At 66.5% G+C, this 16,249-nt stretch carries 15 protein-coding genes, 1 tRNA gene and 1 rRNA gene; 3 read left to right on the forward strand and 14 right to left on the reverse strand.

All coding sequences use genetic code 11. The features are described from left to right. Window positions 1-424: 424 nt before the first annotated feature. Genes HHL15_RS25075 through cysK form a run of 3 tightly spaced genes read right to left on the reverse strand, consistent with a single transcriptional unit; the run spans window position 425 to window position 2,693 of the window. A complete protein-coding gene (locus HHL15_RS25075) occupies window positions 425-703 on the reverse strand; it encodes a helix-turn-helix domain-containing protein (protein ID WP_169148523.1) in 279 nt (92 codons plus the stop codon). After that, window positions 700-1,719 carry a serine O-acetyltransferase EpsC gene (epsC, locus tag HHL15_RS25080; protein ID WP_169148524.1) on the reverse strand — a complete coding sequence of 340 codons (1,020 nt, stop codon included), beginning with the start codon at window positions 1,717-1,719 and terminating at the stop codon, window positions 700-702. The genes HHL15_RS25075 and epsC overlap by 4 nt, the downstream gene beginning before the upstream one ends. After that, window positions 1,716-2,693, reverse strand: coding sequence for a cysteine synthase A (cysK, locus tag HHL15_RS25085; RefSeq protein ID WP_169148525.1), 978 nt, complete (start codon window positions 2,691-2,693; stop codon window positions 1,716-1,718). Before cysK ends, epsC begins: the two co-directional genes overlap by 4 nt. Before the next feature lie 255 nt (window positions 2,694-2,948). Here cysK and HHL15_RS25090 point away from each other — a divergent pair, with 255 nt between their 5' ends. Further along, a complete protein-coding gene (locus tag HHL15_RS25090; protein ID WP_169148526.1) occupies window positions 2,949-4,292 on the forward strand; it encodes an MBL fold metallo-hydrolase in 1,344 nt (447 codons plus the stop codon). 10 nt (window positions 4,293-4,302) lie between these two features. On the opposite strand, the gene HHL15_RS25095 is transcribed toward HHL15_RS25090, so the two are convergent. The 9 genes from HHL15_RS25095 to HHL15_RS25135 form a co-directional block, all read right to left on the reverse strand. Next, the gene (locus HHL15_RS25095; protein ID WP_169148527.1) at window positions 4,303-5,025 is read right to left on the reverse strand and encodes a class I SAM-dependent methyltransferase; all 723 of its coding nucleotides are present in this window, start codon (window positions 5,023-5,025) and stop codon (window positions 4,303-4,305) included. Between the two features lie 104 nt (window positions 5,026-5,129). After that, complete coding sequence (locus HHL15_RS25100) at window positions 5,130-5,816, reverse strand: RBBP9/YdeN family alpha/beta hydrolase (RefSeq protein WP_169148528.1); 687 nt, start codon at window positions 5,814-5,816, stop codon at window positions 5,130-5,132. Between the two features lie 138 nt (window positions 5,817-5,954). Further along, complete coding sequence (locus tag HHL15_RS25105) at window positions 5,955-6,962, reverse strand: sulfate ABC transporter substrate-binding protein (RefSeq protein WP_169148529.1); 1,008 nt, start codon at window positions 6,960-6,962, stop codon at window positions 5,955-5,957. Between the two features lie 182 nt (window positions 6,963-7,144). Further along, window positions 7,145-8,626: an MBL fold metallo-hydrolase gene (locus HHL15_RS25110; RefSeq protein ID WP_169148530.1), complete on the reverse strand. Its 1,482-nt coding sequence runs from the start codon at window positions 8,624-8,626 to the stop codon at window positions 7,145-7,147. 225 nt (window positions 8,627-8,851) lie between these two features. Beyond that, window positions 8,852-10,180 carry a phenylacetate--CoA ligase family protein gene (locus tag HHL15_RS25115; RefSeq protein ID WP_169148531.1) on the reverse strand — a complete coding sequence of 443 codons (1,329 nt, stop codon included), beginning with the start codon at window positions 10,178-10,180 and terminating at the stop codon, window positions 8,852-8,854. Window positions 10,181-10,195: 15 nt separating this feature from the next. Beyond that, window positions 10,196-11,032, reverse strand: a complete 837-nt coding sequence (locus tag HHL15_RS25120) for a MetQ/NlpA family ABC transporter substrate-binding protein (protein ID WP_169148532.1) — start codon at window positions 11,030-11,032, stop codon at window positions 10,196-10,198. A 44-nt stretch (window positions 11,033-11,076) separates the two neighbouring features. Then, window positions 11,077-11,760: a methionine ABC transporter permease gene (locus tag HHL15_RS25125; RefSeq protein ID WP_169148533.1), complete on the reverse strand. Its 684-nt coding sequence runs from the start codon at window positions 11,758-11,760 to the stop codon at window positions 11,077-11,079. Then, window positions 11,753-12,610, reverse strand: a complete 858-nt coding sequence (locus HHL15_RS25130) for a methionine ABC transporter ATP-binding protein (RefSeq protein ID WP_169148534.1) — start codon at window positions 12,608-12,610, stop codon at window positions 11,753-11,755. Before HHL15_RS25130 ends, HHL15_RS25125 begins: the two co-directional genes overlap by 8 nt. Before the next feature lie 161 nt (window positions 12,611-12,771). Further along, window positions 12,772-13,110: a DUF2325 domain-containing protein gene (locus HHL15_RS25135; RefSeq protein WP_169148535.1), complete on the reverse strand. Its 339-nt coding sequence runs from the start codon at window positions 13,108-13,110 to the stop codon at window positions 12,772-12,774. Window positions 13,111-13,457: 347 nt separating this feature from the next. Between HHL15_RS25135 and HHL15_RS25140 the strand changes: the two genes are divergently transcribed. Then, window positions 13,458-13,748, forward strand: a complete 291-nt coding sequence (locus HHL15_RS25140) for a co-chaperone GroES (protein WP_169148536.1) — start codon at window positions 13,458-13,460, stop codon at window positions 13,746-13,748. A gap of 58 nt (window positions 13,749-13,806) precedes the next feature. After that, a complete protein-coding gene (gene groL / locus HHL15_RS25145) occupies window positions 13,807-15,447 on the forward strand; it encodes a chaperonin GroEL (protein ID WP_169148537.1) in 1,641 nt (546 codons plus the stop codon). Window positions 15,448-15,711: 264 nt separating this feature from the next. Here the strand turns inward: groL and HHL15_RS25150 are convergent. Then, window positions 15,712-15,787 (reverse strand) — tRNA-Thr (locus HHL15_RS25150). Between the two features lie 214 nt (window positions 15,788-16,001). Then, window positions 16,002-16,114: ribosomal RNA gene (gene rrf / locus HHL15_RS25155) — 5S ribosomal RNA — on the reverse strand. Between the last annotated feature and the right edge of the window lie 135 nt (window positions 16,115-16,249).

The raw sequence follows: 16,249 nt of genomic DNA on the forward strand, positions 1-16,249 counted from the left end.
GCGCTGCTCGGCGGGTCGGAACGGGCTTTTACCGGGCACCGAGCCTCTACGGAAAGGCCGGTGGGTGCGAGGCGCTGGGGTTTTGCTCTTTCGTTGATCATCGCGCCCTGCTTCAGCAAACGCGCGGTGTTTGCGAAAAGCCCGTTCTGACCCGCCGAGCAGCGCAGCAGCGGGCGGGGCCTTCCGGCGCGGCTGTCTGAGGAGGCGTAGCCGACGAGTTCCGCGCCGGCCGCCCGATGCGAGCAGCGCAGGGGAGTCGTTCGCAACGCGAACGACCGGGGAGGCGGGTCGCCTTTCTTTCCCCCTTTCTTTGGCGACGCAAAGAAAGGGGTCGCCCGCCGGGGCGAATTCCCGGCCAATCCAACGCAAAAGAAAGGAAAGCCGACCAGCAAAGGCACAAACAAGCAAACAGCTGAAGCCGCCCCTACACCCCCACCAAACTACCGACCGGGGAGCGCGCCACTCTCACGCCCCCCGGTCGTATGTCCCGCTCGGCTTCCTCGACCAGTACGGAAGGGCTGGCGCCGAGGGCTTCGGCGATCTTCAGGACGGTGGCCAGGGAGGGCGTGGAGTTGCCCCGCTCGACCTCGCCGCTGTAGGAACGGCTCAGGCCGGCCCGGTCGGCAAACTCTTCCTGCGACCAGCCGCGGGCCACGCGGTGGCGGCGCACCACCAGGCCGAAACGCCGGGTCAGGGTGCTCATGCCTGCAGGCCCTCGGGCAAGCCGGCATGCAGCGCCCCGCGCGGGGCCGGCGCGTGCTGCTGCAGGCTGGCCTGGCTGATGTGGCTGCCCGGCGGCACGCTGTGGGTGAGCCACACGTTGCCGCCGATGCTGGAGCCGGCGCCGATGGTGATGCGCCCCAGGATGGTGGCGCCGGCGTAGACCACCACGTCGTCTTCCAGCACCGGATGGCGGGGCTGGCCCTTGGCCAGGGCCCCGTCCTCGCTGACCTGGAAACGCTTGGCGCCGAGGGTGACCGCCTGGTACAGGCGGACCCGGTTGCCGATCACCGCGGTCTCGCCGATCACCACGCCGGTGCCGTGGTCGATGAAAAAGCTGTTGCCGACGGTGGCCCCCGGATGGATGTCGATGCCGGTGGCCGAATGCGCCAGCTCGGACACGATGCGGGCGATCAGCGGCACGCCGAAGCGGTACAGGCGGTGGGCGATGCGGTGATGGATCACCGCCAGCACGCCGGGGTAGCACAGCACGATCTCGTCCACGCTGCGCGCCGCCGGGTCGCCCTGGTAGGCGGCCAGCACGTCGGTGTCGAGCAGGGCCCGGATGTCCGGCAGCACCGCGGCAAACTCGCGCACCAGGCCGGTGGCCTGGGCCCGCGCCACGTCGACGCTGATGGCGGAATGGCGGGCCTGGTGCAGCAGCTCCAGGGTGACCTGCTCGAGCAGGCCATGCAGGGCCGCGTCGAGGGTGTAGCCGACGTAGAAGTCCTCGCTCTCCTGGCGCAGGTCGGTGGGGCCCAGGCGCATCGGGAAGAGCGCCCCGACCAGCTGCGCGACGATCTGCTCAAGTGCGTCCCGCGACGGGAACTCGCGTCCGCCGAACTCCTGGGTGCGCCCCTGGGACTCGCGCCAGCGGTCGCGCACGGCGCGCAGGCCGCTGACCACCACGGCCAGGTCCCAGTGGCCGGAGTCGCCGGGCTGGCGCTGGAAGTCGGCCTGGTTCGCCGGGCTGCCCCCGGCCTGGCGGCTGGCACTCATGCCGGCAGCCCTGCCGCGTCGAACACGCCCTCGAAGAGCACCGAGCTGAGATAGCGTTCGCCGGAGTCGGGCAGCACCACCACAATGGTCTTGCCGGCGTTCTCCGGGCGCTGGGCCAGGCGGGCCGCCACCGCCACCGCGGCGCCGCTGGAGATGCCGGACAGGATGCCCTCCTCCCGGGCCAGGCGACGGGCGTAGTCCACCGCGTCCTCGTTGCTGACCTGCTCGATGGCGTCCACCAGGGACAGGTCGAGCACACCGGGCACGAAGCCGGCGCCGATGCCCTGGATCTTGTGCGGCCCAGGCTTGAGCGGCTCGCCGTTGCGGGTCTGGGTCAGCACCGGGCTGGCCGACGGCTCGACGGCCACCGACTGGATGGCCTTGCCGCGGCCTTGCTTGAAGTAGCGGGTGACCCCGGTGATGGTGCCGCCGGTGCCCACACCGGAGACGAAGATGTCGACCTGGCCGTCGGTGTCCTGCCAGATCTCCGGGCCGGTGGTGGTCTCGTGGATCTCCGGGTTGGCCGGGTTCTTGAACTGCTGCAGCAGCACGTACTTGTCCGGATCGGAGGCGGCGATCTCTTCGGCTTTCGCCACCGCGCCGCTCATGCCCTTGGGCCCCTCGGTCAGGACCAGCCTGGCGCCGTAGGCGAGGAGCAGCTTGCGCCGCTCGAGGCTCATGGTCTCGGGCATGGTGAGGGTCAGGGGGATGCCCTTGGCCGCCGCCACGAAGGCCAGGGCGATGCCGGTGTTACCGCTGGTGGGCTCGACCAGCTCCTTGCCCGGCCCCAGCAGGCCGCGCTTCTCGGCGTCCCGGATGAGGGCGGCGCCGATCCGGCACTTGACCGAGTAGGCCGGGTTGCGCCCTTCGATCTTGGCCAGCACGGTGGCCCCGGCGCCGTCGGTGATGCGGTTGAGTTTGATCAACGGGGTGCGGCCGATGGACTGGGCGTTGTCCGTGAACCAGTGGGACATGGGGCTCTCCTTGGAGGATTCGGATGGGAAGATGAGTGGATGCCCCAACCTTAGCGCCGCCCCCCGCGGGCGCGAACCAACAATATGTGCCAAGGATTTCAGGCCCGACGGAATTAGCTTAGCTGCGGATCCGCTAAGCCCGGCCCCGCGCTATACACCCCCGGCGACCGCGGGTAGACTTGCGCGGCTTCAGCCACAGCAAGCAGACAACACATGACTCCGGGAACGCCATCCCCAGCCGGACAGCCAGGCAGAGTGAGCTTTTTGAACCACAGCTGCCTCCTGGTCGAGAGCCCGCAAGTCCGCATGCTGTGCGACCCGTGGTTCGAGGGCAGCGCCTTCAACGACGGCTGGCGCCTGCTGGCGGAGCACTCGCACCGGCTCGGTGACATCGACTGCGATTACATCTGGCTGTCCCACGAGCACCCCGATCACTTCTCGATCCCGACCCTGCGCCAGCTCGATTCGCCGCGCCGCTTCATCTACCAGAAGACCCGCGACAACAAGGTCCGCCAATACCTGCTGGACAACGGGCATGACTGCGTCGAGATGGACGAGGCCACGCCCCAGGTCTTCGGGGACATCAGGAAGACCATTTATGTCAGCGACGGCTACGACTCGGCCTCGGTGATCGAATTCCCGGACGGCTCGACCTTCCTCAACGCCAATGACGCGCGCCTGGAGCTGGGCGGCAACATCGAGCGGATCCGCAGCCGCCATCCCCGCATCGACCTGCTGGCGACACAGTTTTCGTATGCCAACTGGGCCGGCAACGAGGGCGACGACAGCACGCCCTTCGATCAGCAGCAGCTCGTCATCGACCGGCTGAAGACCTATATCGCGCAGTTCCAGCCGAAGAAGCTGATCCTCTTTGCGTCCTTCGTGTATTACTCCCACGAGGAGAACTTCTACTGGAACCGGCACTGGCTGCCGCAGGTGATGGAGGCGCTGCAGGAGCATGCCGACCGCATCATCGTGCCGCGCCCCGACCAGGTGTTCGAGATGGCGGACCTGGCCGACCAGGACTTCTCGGAAGAGAATCGCAAGTCGATCGCCTTCTGGCAGGCCGCGGCAGCAGGGATAAAGGCAGTCGACCGCAGCAACCGGGACATCGGCCTCGACGACATCCGCCGGGCCTACCGGCATTTCTTCAGCGAGACCTGGTCGCTCAATGCGATGAGCACGGTCGTCACGGAGCAGAACCGGGACTTCGCCCTCGTTGTCCGCCTGCCAGACCTGGAGCAGGACCTCAGGCTTTACCTGTTCGAGGAGCGGCTCGAGCTGTGCCCGGAGGGAGAAGAGCCGGAACCCGACATCACCGTGACGGCCGAGACCCTGTGCTTCCTGCTGCGCCACAAGTTCGGGCGGGGCACCGTCTCGATCAACAGCCGGATCCAGTTCAACTACCCCAGCGCCCACCGCTTCTTCATCTTCTTCTTCATCCCCTACGCCAACAACATCGGCAGCCATTTCCGGGAAGAGCGCCTGGACGCCGCGCGGCTGGGGAGCATTGCCCGGACTTCGGTGATGATGTCGATCCTGAAGGCCAGCCCGGAGGCCGTGCGCAAGCTGGAGGAGGACCTCCAGGCCTTTGCCTGAGCCCCGGCGCTCAGGCCGTGCCGCCGCGGGAGGCCACTACGTAGATCTCCCCGGCGATGTCTGGATAGCGCTCACCCAGCACCATGAAGGCCTGCAGCATGTCCTCGCTCCAGTTGGCCTCGATCTGGCCGGAGGACACCGGCTTGAGGAAATAGCCGCCGAAGAAGCCGATCGACAGGCCGGCGCGGAGAAAGACCTGACGGAAGCCCTCGGGGTCGAAGACGCGCCGGTGCCCGTGGCGCCGGTCCATGTCGTTGAGGGCGTTCTCGGCCTCGAGCACGCCCATCACCACGCCGGCCTGGCGGTGCAGCGACCTGGCGTTGGGCACCGCGGCAAACAGGATGCCCCCGGGCAGGAGCCACTCCCTGGCCTGGCGGAGGATGGCCACCGGGTCCTCCACGTGTTCGAGCACGTGGCCCATGATGATGTTGGCGAACTGCTTGCGGGGCTGGTATTCCTCGAAGATCGAATGGACCACCTCGACCGTGGGGAAGCGCTCCGAAAGGGGCTGGCAGAAGGCTTCCGCCCCTTCCACGCAGGTGATGTTGCGCCCGGTGGACACCAGCATCCCGGTCATCACCCCCTCGGCCGGCCCCAGCTCGAGGATGTCGCCATCCACCAGGAAGCGCTGCAGGACCCGGAAGCAGTATTGGGTACTCGCCGCGTTGGCGCCCAGCGCATAGACGGAGCGGACGGCAATGTCCTCCAGGATCGCTTTCTCGGACGCCGGCATGTCTTTCCCTTCTCGATTTCGATTTCCGTTGCGGATCCGCAGCCTGGCACGTGCCGGGCGCGGGGCGCCCATTCTATCCACAATCGATCCGGGGCCGGCTGCCGTCAGCCGGGCAGATGGGTGAAGGCCTCCCAGCTGAAGCGGGTGCGGTGCCGCAGGCGGGCCAGCGCCCCGCGCTTGCCGCGGTGGCTGAGCTTGTCTTCGTCGATGCAGCCCAGGGGCAGGCCGGTGTAGGACTCGCGCAGGCCATGCAGCAGGGCCAGCCCGGCGGGCCAGGGGCCGTGGCCGGAGTCGACGTTGATGTGGCCGGCCTGGCCGGCATCGATCAACAGGCTGCCCCAGCAGTCGGCCCAGTGGGCGGTACAGTCGAAGCTGGCCCAGGGGTCGTCGCGGCTGGCCACCACCAGGCTGGGCACGCCGATGGGGGTGGCCGGGATCCATTCGCCCAGGCCGCCATGGCCGGGCATGTCGCGCCCGTCGCGCAGCCCGAAGGCGGTGAAGCGCTGCGGGTCGGGCGGCGCCACCAGCAGCAGGCCGGCGACCCGTTCGGGGCGGTCGGCGGCGGCCACCACCGAGGCCAGACAGCCATAGCTGTGGGCCACCAGCCAGACCACTCCGGCGGCCTCGTCCACTTCGCGGCGCACCTCGGTGGCCCAGCGGGCCAGCACCGGGGAGCCCCAGTCGATATTGCGGACCCGCCGGGCTTCGGGACATTGCCCTTCCAGCCAGGTCTGCCAGTGATCCGGGCCACTGTTGCCGAGGCCTGGAACGATCAGGACGGTCTGCAGCACGCGCACTCCTTTGTCCGGGCAGCGCGCCCGGCCTGCCGGCCTGTCGCGCTCACCCACGGAAAAATGCGCCGCCCCGGGAGGGACGGCGCATGCTCCCGGACGCTTGCTCCGGCCGGCTGGCCGGAGCCCGGCCGGGCCTTACTTGACGCTGATCTGGTCGAACACGCCGCCGTCGGCGAAGTGCGTTTTCTGGGCCTTGGTCCAGCCGCCGAAGACTTCGTCGATGTTGAACAGCTTCACCGGCGCGAACTGCTTGGAGTACTTGGCCGCCACCTTCGCGTCGGTCGGACGGTAGTAGTTCTTGCCGGCGATGTCCTGGCCTTCCGGCGAGTACAGGTACTTCAGGTACTCCTCGGCGACCTTGCGGGTGCCACGCTTGTCCACCACCTTGTCCACCACCGACACGGGGGGCTCGGCCAGGATGGAGATGGACGGGGTGACGATGTCGAACTTGTCCGGACCGAGCTCCTTGACGGCCAGGTAGGCTTCGTTTTCCCAGGCGATCAGCACGTCGCCGATGCCGCGCTCGGCAAAGGTGGTGGTGGAGCCGCGGGCGCCGGAGTCGAGCACCTTCACGTTGCCGTAGATCTTCTTGACGAAATCCTTGGCGGTGGCGTCATTGCCACCCGGCTGCTTGAGGGCGAAGCCCCAGGCCGCCAGGTAGTTCCAGCGGGCGCCGCCGGAGGTCTTGGGGTTCGGGGTGATCACCTCGATGCCCGGCTTGGCCAGGTCGTTCCAGTCCTTGATCTTCTTCGGGTTGCCCTTGCGCACCAGGAAGACGATGGTGGAGGTGTAGGGCGAGGCGTTGTGGGGCAGGCGCTTCTGCCAGTCGGCGGGCACCAGCTTGCCGTTGTCGTAGAGCGCATCCACGTCGGCGGCCAGGGCCAGGGTCACCACGTCGGCCTCGAGGCCGTCGATCACCGAACGGGCCTGCTTGCCGGAACCGCCATGGGAGGCCTTGATGGTGACGGTCTCGTTGTTCTTGGCCTTCCAGTACTTGGCGAAGGCGGCGTTGTAGTCCTGGTACAGCTCGCGGGTCGGGTCGTAGGACACGTTGAGCAGGCTGACGTCGGCGTGGGCGAGGCTGGAGAGGCCCAGCACCAGGGCGAGAGACAGCAGGGAGCGGCGGGTGATGCGCGATTTCATGAGGCGTCCTATCAGGCTGAGATCTATTGGGTTGAGGTCTAAGGTTGGTGAAATCGAGTCTAGAGAGGGGGCCCGGATAAGCGAACCAAGAAAAACTTGGATGCTTATTCGCGCCCCGGTGGATTCCTATTCACGATTCCTATGCGCGACTTCCACCCAGGCAATCCGGGCGGAGACTCGCTTCAGCGGGCGGCGCTGGCCTCGCCGATGGCCGTGCGCAGGTCGGCCAGGGTCACCACGCGCGGGCCGTGCAGGGCGGCGATCTGCTCCACCTCCAGGCCCAGCTTGCGGATGTTTTCGTAGAGATTGACCGAGTAGGGATTGGGCCGGGCCGGCGCCGGCACATTCGCGGCGGTGGGGGTGAAGGCATCCCCTTCCACCAGCACCTTCTCGCCGGGCAGGTAGACCAGCGCGAAGGCGTCGCTGTGGCCGCTGCCGACGATGCTGTGCACCTCGATGCTGCGCTTGCCGTCGGAGAGCACCCGCTTGCCATCCACCTCGGCAAACAGCGCGCCCTTGCGGGAACGGGCCAGGCCATCCGGATTGATGCTGCGCGGCGCCGACCAGGCCTTGCGGTAGTAGGGCACGTTGGCCTTCGGGGTGACGATCGCGGCGCCCTCGTTGACGAAGGTGCGCAGGCCGCCGGAATGGTCGAAGTGGGCGTGGGTGTTGATCAGGTATTTGATGGGCTTGCCCGGCACGGTCTCCTTGGCCTTGGCGATCACGGCCAGGGAGCGCTCCTCGTTGAGGGGCGCCTCCACCACCACGAGGTGGTCTGACTGCTCGATGAGGACGCTGTGATGCGTTCCGCCGGTCAGGAAGAAGACCCCGTCGGCGAGCTTGTCCACCTTGACCACCGGCAGCTGCCGGGTAGCGCTGGCCACCTCCGGCGGCACCTCCACGGCGGCGGCGGCGTTCAGGCGCACATCGTTGACCTGAAGGTCGAGCACCGGGTGGCCGCCCTGGCTGCGCTCGATGCGGCCGGGGAAGGGAATCCCGCCGAAATCGCGGTAGGCCGAGAAGCGGGTTTCCACGAGGGTGTCGCCGAGCACGGGGTTGTCCACCCAGGTGCGCACGACCTCCACCTCATTGCGGGCATTGATCTGGCCGACAAAACGGTGACGGCCGTCGAGGGTGAAGGACACTTCGCTGCCTCCGCCCTTGAGGGGGCGGGACCTGGCCTTGTGGGCCAGCGCCGCACGCAGGAAGCCCTGCGGCGTGGACCACACCTCGGCCTGCCGCTCGGCGACCGCCGCAGGCTGGGCCTGGGGTGCAGGGGCGCCGCCGCCCGCCGGCGCGGCGGTGGGCAGGTTCCAGGCCACCGGCCCGCTCACGTATTGGTCGACCTTCTGCTCGACCGGTGCCGGGCGCACGCGGCCGGGCTCCAGGGCCTGGATGCGGCTGATCTGCACCCGCGCGCCGGCCTTCTCGTAGTCGATGTCGGCCACGTAGCGGCTGAGCTCGAAGCGCGGCCAGGGCAGGCTAGGGTCCGGCGCCTGGCCGAACTGGAACCAGCTGCCGCTGCCGGTCAGCTGGATGCTGCGGGTGCCGGCGGCATCGAGTGCCCGCACGGCGGATTGCAGGGTCTGGGCCTGGGCCGGAAAGGCCGCGAGCAGGGAAAGGGCGACAGTGGCGCCCAGCATGGGACGAAGCGGGAAGGACATGGAACCCCCAAAAGAGATGAGTGACTCGGGGAGACCTGTTGGCAATATCCATACCCGGACCGGGCCAAGTCTGCCCGGCCGCGCCAAAGCCCCTGATTTCACAAGGGCTTGGCATTCATTCCGCCGCGGCGGGCAGGCTCGCCGGGATTCGCTGCACTGCGTGCCCTGCAGCAGGATCTGCTGGCGGATCAGCAGCCTGCTGCACAGCAGCACCCGGCAGTCCTTTCAGCCCCACACGCCGCTGCGCCGGTCTTCCACGCGCTTGGCCTTGTGGGTGGCCCGCGGCAGGGTATCGGCAGGCAGGATCGTCACGCTGGCGCTGACCCCGGTGATGGACTTGAGCTGGCGGGCAAAGCGGTGGGACAGCTCCTCGTCACTGCCGGCAAAGGCCGGGCTGCGCTCCAGTTCCACGGTGAGGCGGTCGAGGTGGTTCTCCCGCTCAACGATCAGGCGGTACTCGCCGGTCAGGTCATGGTCGCGCCGGGCGATGGCTTCCACATCGCTGGGGAAGATGTTGGCGCCCTTGATGATGAGCATGTCGTCCAGGCGCCCATGCACGCCCTGCAGGCGGATCGAGGTACGGCCGCAGCCGCAGGGCTCGGCGGTGAAGGAGACGATGTCGCCGGTGCGGAAGCGCACCATCGGGCGGGCCGACTTCTTGAGGGTGGTCAGCACCATCTCGCCGCGGCCGCCCTCCTCCACCGGTTCGTTGGTGCCGGGGTGCAGCACCTCGACCAGGATGTGGTCCTCAGCCCAGTGCAGGCCGTCCTTCTCCTCGCACATGCCGGCGCAGGAGCCGAAGATGTCCGACAGACCGTAGTAGTCGTACACCGAGGCGCCCCACAGGTCCTCGATGCGCTGGCGGGTCTCGGGGATCGAGCCGCCGGGTTCGCCGGCCACGAAGATGCGGCGCACAGCGAGGTCCTTGCGCAGGTCGATGCCCTCCTTGATGGCCGTCTCGCCCAGGTACCACGCATAGGACGGGGTGGTCCAGATGGCGGTGACCTGGAACTGGCGCAGGATGGCCAGCAGCCGCTCGGAGGGCACGGTGCCGGCGTGGATGGACAGGGCGCCAAGCTTCTGGGCGCCCAGCACGCAGGGGCCACCGACGAACAGGGAAAAGTTCAGCGAGTGGGCATAGCGGTCTTCCGGGCGCAGGCCCGAGGACCAGAACTGGCGCGCCTCGTAATCGATCCACTCGTCGAAGTCCTGCCCGCTGAAGGGCGAGGCGGTGGGCACGCCGGTGGACCCACTGGAGGCGGAGATGTACACGATGTCCCGCTCGGGCACCGCCACCAGGTCGCCGAAGGGCGGCACGGCGAGCTGGCGCTCCCGCAGGGTCTGCTTGTTGATGAAGGGGAAGCGCCGGATGTCGTCCAGGCTGCGCACCTCCTCGGGATGCACCCCGGCCGCATCGAAGCTGGCCCGGTAGTAAGGCGAGTGGGTGTAGGCATGCAGCAGGTGCTTCTGCAGGAGCTGCAGCTTGAGGGCGTCCCAGTCCGCACGGGGCTGGGTTTCCAGGGCTTCGTCCCAGTATTTTCGGTGTTGCGTCACGGACGTCGCGCTCCCTTACTGCAGGAATGAGGGGCGGGCGTAACCCGCGAAGTGCTTGTCCAGCGCGGCGCGGTATTCCGGGGTGCGGAAGGCGGCGGCGATGTCCTTGGCCCAGGGCTTGTCCTTGTCGTCGGCCTTCACGGCCACCACGTTGAGGTAGTGGTCGGGGGTCTTCTCCAGCACCACCGCCTCGGTCAGCTTGAGGCCGGACGAGATGGCAAAGTTGCCGTTGATGAGGGCGAACTCGGCGTCGTCCAGGGTGCGCGGCAGCTGGGCGGCCTCGATCGGGGTGAGGACCAGCTTGTGCGGGTTTTCAGCCACATCCTTCTCGGTGACCTTCAGCGGGTCGACACCGGCCTTCACCTTGATGAGCTTGTTGGCCTCCAGGAAGACCAGGGCACGGGCCAGGTTGCTCGGGTCGTTCGGCAGGGTGATGCGGTCGCCGTCCTTCACCTCGGCGAGGCTCTTGCGCTTCTTGGAGTAGAGACCCAGCGGGGCGATCGGTGCCTTGGTGATGTCCACCAGGTTGAGGCCCTTGTCGGCCGAGAACTTCTTCAGATAGATGATGTGCTGGAACAGGTTGGCATCCAGGGAGCCCTGGGCCAGCGCCAGGTTGGGCTGCACGTAGTCGTTGAACTCGACGAGCTTGACGGTGTAACCCTTCTTCTCGAGCACCGGCTTGATGCCGAGCTTGAGCTGGTCGAAGTTGGAGCCGGCGGTGGCGCCGATGGTCAGGGTCTTCTTCTCCTGGGCGTGAGCCGTGGTGGCGCCAAAGCCGATGGCGGCGACGAGGCCGACGGCGGAGGCAACGGAGAGCAGGCGCTGGGTGAAGTGGCGGCGGGGGGTGTTCATGGGTGTTCTCCTGGCAAGAATGGTCTGGTCTGTTTTATTGGGGATCAACGCTTGTCCACGTGCCGGGCGAACCACTGGCCGAGGAACTGGATGCTCTGCACGAGCACGACGAGCAGCACGATGGTGATGAGCATCACATCGGTCTGGAAACGGTAGTAGCCGTAGCGGATGGCCAGGTCGCCGATGCCGCCGCCACCCACCACGCCGGCCACCGCCGAGTAGGACAGGAAGCTCACGGCCAGCACGGTGACGGCCAGCACCAGCCCGGAGCGGGCCTCCACCAGCAGCACGTGGCGGATGATCTGCAGCGGCGAGGCGCCCATGGCCTCGGCGGCTTCGATGACGCCGCGGGGTACATCGCGCAGGGTCTGCTCGATGAGCCGGGCAAAGTAGAAGATCGCCGCGATGGACAGGGGCACGCTGGCCGCCAGCGGCCCGATGGAGGTGCCGGCGATCACCCGCGTGAAGGGCGAGATCGCCACCAGCAGGATGATGAAAGGAAAGCTGCGGACCACGTTGATGAGGCCGTTGGCCGCCAGGTTGAAGGCGCGGAAACGCCCCAGGGACTGCCCCGGGCTGGTCAGGAAGACCAGCAGGCCCAGCGCGCCGCCGACCACGATGGCGGCCGACAGGCAGATCGCCATCATCAGCAGGGTCTCGCCGGTGGCCTTGAGAATTTCCGGCAGCAGTTCGTTCAGCGTGTCGAAGAGGGAGGTGGTTTCAGGCATGGGCGGCCTCCAGGGCAAAGTGGCTGGGTGCGCCATCCTGCGGCGGCGTTGAAGGCGACGGGCTGGCGGCCGGGCCGACGGCGCCGAAGTCCTGCAGCCAGCCGGCCAGGCGGGAGCCTTCCGGGATACGGCCGCCGGCGATGTCGAGCTGCTCGACAATGCGGCCGCCTTCCATGACCGAGACCCGATGGCACAGGCGGCGGATCACCTCCATCTCGTGGCTGACCAGCAGGATGGTCACGCCGAACTTGCGGTTGGCGTCGGCCAGCACCCCGAGCAGATCCAGGGTGGTACGCGGGTCGAGGGCCGAGGTGGGCTCGTCGGCCAGCAGCACGTGGGGCTCGGGCGCCAGGGCCCGGGCGATGGCAACCCGCTGCTTCTGCCCGCCGGACAGGCGCCCGGGATAGACATCGGCCTTTTCGGCGAGGCCCACGAAATCGAGGCAGACCCTGACCCGCTCGGCAATGCGCGCCGGGCTCTCGCCGGCAATCCGCATGGGCAGGGCCACGTTGTCGGCGACCGTGAGGTTATGCAGCAGGTTGAAGTGCTGGAAGATCATCCCGATGCGGTGGCGGGCCTGGCGCAGGCCGGCTGCCGACAGGCGGGTGAGGGTCTCGCCATGGACCACCACCTCACCCGCATCCGGGCGCTCCAGCAGATTGACGATGCGCAGCAGGGTGGATTTGCCGGCACCGGAGAAGCCGATGATCCCGTGGATCTCGCCCTGCGGAACGATCAGGCTGGTGGGATGCACACCCACCGAACGGCCGCCCGGGTCGGCGAAGCGGCGGGACACGCCGCGCAGTTCAATGGCGGGCGGCGCGGCGGCAGTGGAAGAAGTCTGGGGCATGATGCTTTGCAACAAGAACAGCGATGGACCGACTTTAGCGCCGGCCCATCCCCCCCCAAACCAATCAATTCTTGATTGCTATGCAGGCTCCGGCTGCATTGCTTTTTACCTGACGTAAGGGCATGTCGCCCCGGCGCCATCCCCTGGAATACCGCGCAGGATCAGGATCTGCGGAGCACTTCGGCCTTGCCCTTGCTCACGCAGCGGCCACAGCCGAGTTCATCCAGGCGCTCCCGCACCTCGGTGGCCGAGTGCCGGCAGAACACCATGGGGATGCCCAGCTCCTCGGCCTGCTTGCGCACATTGCGCATCAGCATGTGATTGGCCCGGTCGCACATGAACACCACCAGGCTGGTCCGGCGCGACAGCTGGCGCCGGTTCTCGGAGGCCTTGCGGCCGGTCCAGTGATCGATGTCCTTGATGCCGAAATGATCGGCGACCCTGAGAATTTCGCTGCGGATGCCCTCGATGCGATCCGCGCCGACGATGACGGCCTGCATGGGAAAGCTCCATTCAATAAATGCGCGGTCAGCGCGAATGGAGCGGAGTGTGTGGCCGGATTGCAGCGCACCAAACCAAATTGTTCAGATATGCATTGCACGCCGGGATGAAATAGAGGGCATTCCGAAAATGCGCACAAGCTATTGAAATAATTGAAAAAGCAATTTGCTGACGGATCACCAGCAGTGCCCGGCGGACTGTTGATTTCCAGTCACCTGGATGACGCCCTCCAATTGAAAAGTTGTTGGCAATCAAGCCCGTCGAGTGCTGGCATCGCCCTTGCGATGGAATGAAGGCGGCCGGTCCGTCCGGCTGATCGCCCAACTACGCAATGGAGAAACACACAATGGCCATCCGCCCGCTCTACGACCGGATCATCGTCAAGCGTCTCGATCCGGAACGCACCACCGTCAGCGGAATCGTCATTCCCGACAGCGCCGGAGAGAAGCCTGACCAGGGCCAGGTTCTGGCTGTCGGCAACGGCAAGCTGCTGCCCAGCGGCGAACTGCGCCCCCTCGCCGTGAAGGCAGGCGACCGGGTCCTGTTCGGCAAATACGCCGGCCAGGCCGTCAGGATCGACGGCGCCGATGCGCTGGTCCTGCGCGAGGAAGACGTCATCGCGCTGATCGAAGACTGAGCCCCTCCCCCACCGACTTTTCCCATCCCATACAAAAAAGAACCCAGGAGCGATTTGAATGCCTGCCAAGAAAGTGCTTTTCGGCGATGACGCCCGCGCCCGCATCGTCACCGGTGTGAATATCCTTGCCGACGCCGTGAAGGTGACCCTCGGCCCCAAGGGCCGCAACGTGGTGCTGGAGCGCAGCTTCGGCTCGCCCACCGTGACCAAGGACGGCGTCTCCGTCGCCAAGGAGATCGAGCTCAAGGACAAGTACGAGAACATCGGCGCCCAGTTGGTGAAGGAAGTCGCCTCCCGGACTTCCGACAACGCCGGCGACGGCACCACCACCGCCACCGTGCTGGCCCAGGCCATCGTGCGTGAAGGTTTCAAGTATGTGGCCGCCGGCTACAACCCGACCGATCTCAAGCGCGGCATCGACAAGGCGGTGAGCGCCATCGTGGTCGAGATCGGCAACATCGCGCGGCCGACCACCACCAGCAAGGAGATCGCCCAGGTCGGCAGCATCTCCGCCAACTCCGACGCGGACATCGGCCAGATCATCGCCGACGCCATCGACCGGGTCGGCAAGTCCGGCGTGATCACCGTCGAGGACGGCAAATCCCTGGCCAACGAGCTGGACGTGGTGGAGGGCCTGCAGTTCGACCGCGGCTACCTGTCGCCCTACTTCATCAACAACGCGGACAAGCAGATCGCCGCGCTGGACGAGCCCTTCATCCTGCTCTTCGACAAGAAGATCTCCAGCATCCGCGACCTGCTGCCAGTGCTCGAGCAGGTGGCCAAGGCCAACCGTCCGCTGCTGATCATCGCCGAGGACGTGGAAGGCGAAGCCCTCGCCACCCTGGTGGTGAACACCATCCGCGGCATTCTCAAGGTCGTGGCGGTGAAGGCCCCGGGGTTCGGCGACCGTCGCAAGGCCATCCTGGAAGACATCGCCATCCTGACCGGCGGCCGCGTCATCGCCGAGGAGGTCGGCCTGACCCTCGAGAAGGCCACCCTGGAAGACCTGGGCCAGGCCAAGCGCATCGAGGTCGGCAAGGAGAACACCACGGTGGTGGACGGGCTGGGCAGTGCGGGCGCCATCAAGGCCCGCGTGGCCACCATCGACGCGCAGATCGCCGAGGCGAGCTCCGACTACGATCGCGAGAAGCTGCAGGAACGCAAGGCCAAGCTGGCCGGCGGCGTGGCGGTGATCAAGGTGGGCGCGGCCACCGAAGTCGAACTGAAGGAGAAGAAGGCCCGCGTCGAAGACGCCCTGCACGCAACCCGGGCCGCGGTGGAAGAAGGGGTGGTCCCCGGCGGCGGCGTGGCACTCCTGCGCGCGCGCAAGGCGATCACCGAACTCAAGGGTGACAACCACGAGCAGGATGCCGGCATCAAGATCGTGCTGCGTGCCGTCGAGGAACCCCTGCGCCAGATCGTCACCAACGCAGGCGATGAAGCCTCGGTGGTGGTGAACAAGGTGATCGAGGGCAGCGGCAACTTCGGCTACAACGCGGCCAACGCCAGCTATGGCGACCTGGTGGAACAAGGCGTGCTGGATCCGGCCAAGGTCACCCGCTCGGCGCTGCAGAATGCCGCCTCAGTGGCATCGCTGATCCTGACCACCGATGCCATCGTGGCTGAATTGCCGGAAGACAAACCGGCAGCGGCTCCATCGGACCACCACGGCGGCGGTGGCGGCTTCGGCGGATTCTGATCCATCCACCAGCGCAGCCCCTCTCACCTGCCTTGACCGGGAGAGGGGTTTCTCACATCCCCCTCCGCCTGATCATCAGGCAACGATTAGGGCCTGGGTAATCATGGATAACCAGCCCATACCCCGACCTGGCCACCCGATGGCGCCCTGCTGGATATGTCCGCTTCAAATGCAATCCATTTCAGGTCTTCCCGCAACACCAGCCCAATGAGCGCCCAACAAAAAGGCCAATCCTATCGGATTGGCCTAAGTGCTTTTGACTGATGGTGCCGCTGACCGGAATCGAACTGGTGACCTTCGCATTACGAATGCGCTGCTCTACCGACTGAGCTACAGCGGCATCAGGAATTTCACATTATATTTGCTTAGCCGAAATCTGACAAGTTAGTGCGCAGTCGATTACCTTGCCACGCCTCAGAGCTCTCTGCCGGAGACCCTTCCCCAGCATTTCACCAACAATCCGCTCGCTCGTGAATTTCCATGAAAATGAGTTCTCGTACTCCAGACGCAATAAACCCCCTGAACGTATTCGTTCAGGGGGTTTTTGTTGGTGAGTCTGACGATGACCTACTTTCACGCACGCGTGTGCACTATCATTGGCGCGGTCCCGTTTCACTGTCCTGTTCGGGATGGGAAGGAGTGGTTCCAAGACGCTATGGTCGTCAGACTGTAACTTGTCCGGTGCTGGCTGTGGCCTGCACCGCAAACTGGAAGAAGTGTTTTGTGTGTTCTTTGGGGTGTGTGACTGTATTTTCTTGCGAGCGTTTCTATTGATGCAAGGTTATAGGATCAAGCCTCACGG

This window comes from Zoogloea dura, assembly GCF_012927165.1.
GTDB lineage: Bacteria > Pseudomonadota > Gammaproteobacteria > Burkholderiales > Rhodocyclaceae > Zoogloea > Zoogloea dura.

What these genes read in the sequence shown, in the direction of transcription:
- HHL15_RS25075 (WP_169148523.1), bottom strand. Translation starts at nt 703, where the DNA reads ATGAGCACCCTGACCCGGCGTTTCGGCCTGGTGGTGCGCCGCCACCGC.
- epsC (WP_169148524.1), bottom strand. Translation starts at nt 1,719, where the DNA reads ATGAGTGCCAGCCGCCAGGCCGGGGGCAGCCCGGCGAACCAGGCCGAC.
- cysK (WP_169148525.1), bottom strand. Translation starts at nt 2,693, where the DNA reads ATGTCCCACTGGTTCACGGACAACGCCCAGTCCATCGGCCGCACCCCG.
- HHL15_RS25095 (WP_169148527.1), bottom strand. Translation starts at nt 5,025, where the DNA reads ATGCCGGCGTCCGAGAAAGCGATCCTGGAGGACATTGCCGTCCGCTCC.
- HHL15_RS25105 (WP_169148529.1), bottom strand. Translation starts at nt 6,962, where the DNA reads ATGAAATCGCGCATCACCCGCCGCTCCCTGCTGTCTCTCGCCCTGGTG.
- HHL15_RS25110 (WP_169148530.1), bottom strand. Translation starts at nt 8,626, where the DNA reads ATGTCCTTCCCGCTTCGTCCCATGCTGGGCGCCACTGTCGCCCTTTCC.
- HHL15_RS25120 (WP_169148532.1), bottom strand. Translation starts at nt 11,032, where the DNA reads ATGAACACCCCCCGCCGCCACTTCACCCAGCGCCTGCTCTCCGTTGCC.
- HHL15_RS25125 (WP_169148533.1), bottom strand. Translation starts at nt 11,760, where the DNA reads ATGCCTGAAACCACCTCCCTCTTCGACACGCTGAACGAACTGCTGCCG.
- HHL15_RS25130 (WP_169148534.1), bottom strand. Translation starts at nt 12,610, where the DNA reads ATGCCCCAGACTTCTTCCACTGCCGCCGCGCCGCCCGCCATTGAACTG.
- HHL15_RS25135 (WP_169148535.1), bottom strand. Translation starts at nt 13,110, where the DNA reads ATGCAGGCCGTCATCGTCGGCGCGGATCGCATCGAGGGCATCCGCAGC.
- HHL15_RS25140 (WP_169148536.1), top strand. Translation starts at nt 13,458, where the DNA reads ATGGCCATCCGCCCGCTCTACGACCGGATCATCGTCAAGCGTCTCGAT.
- groL (WP_169148537.1), top strand. Translation starts at nt 13,807, where the DNA reads ATGCCTGCCAAGAAAGTGCTTTTCGGCGATGACGCCCGCGCCCGCATC.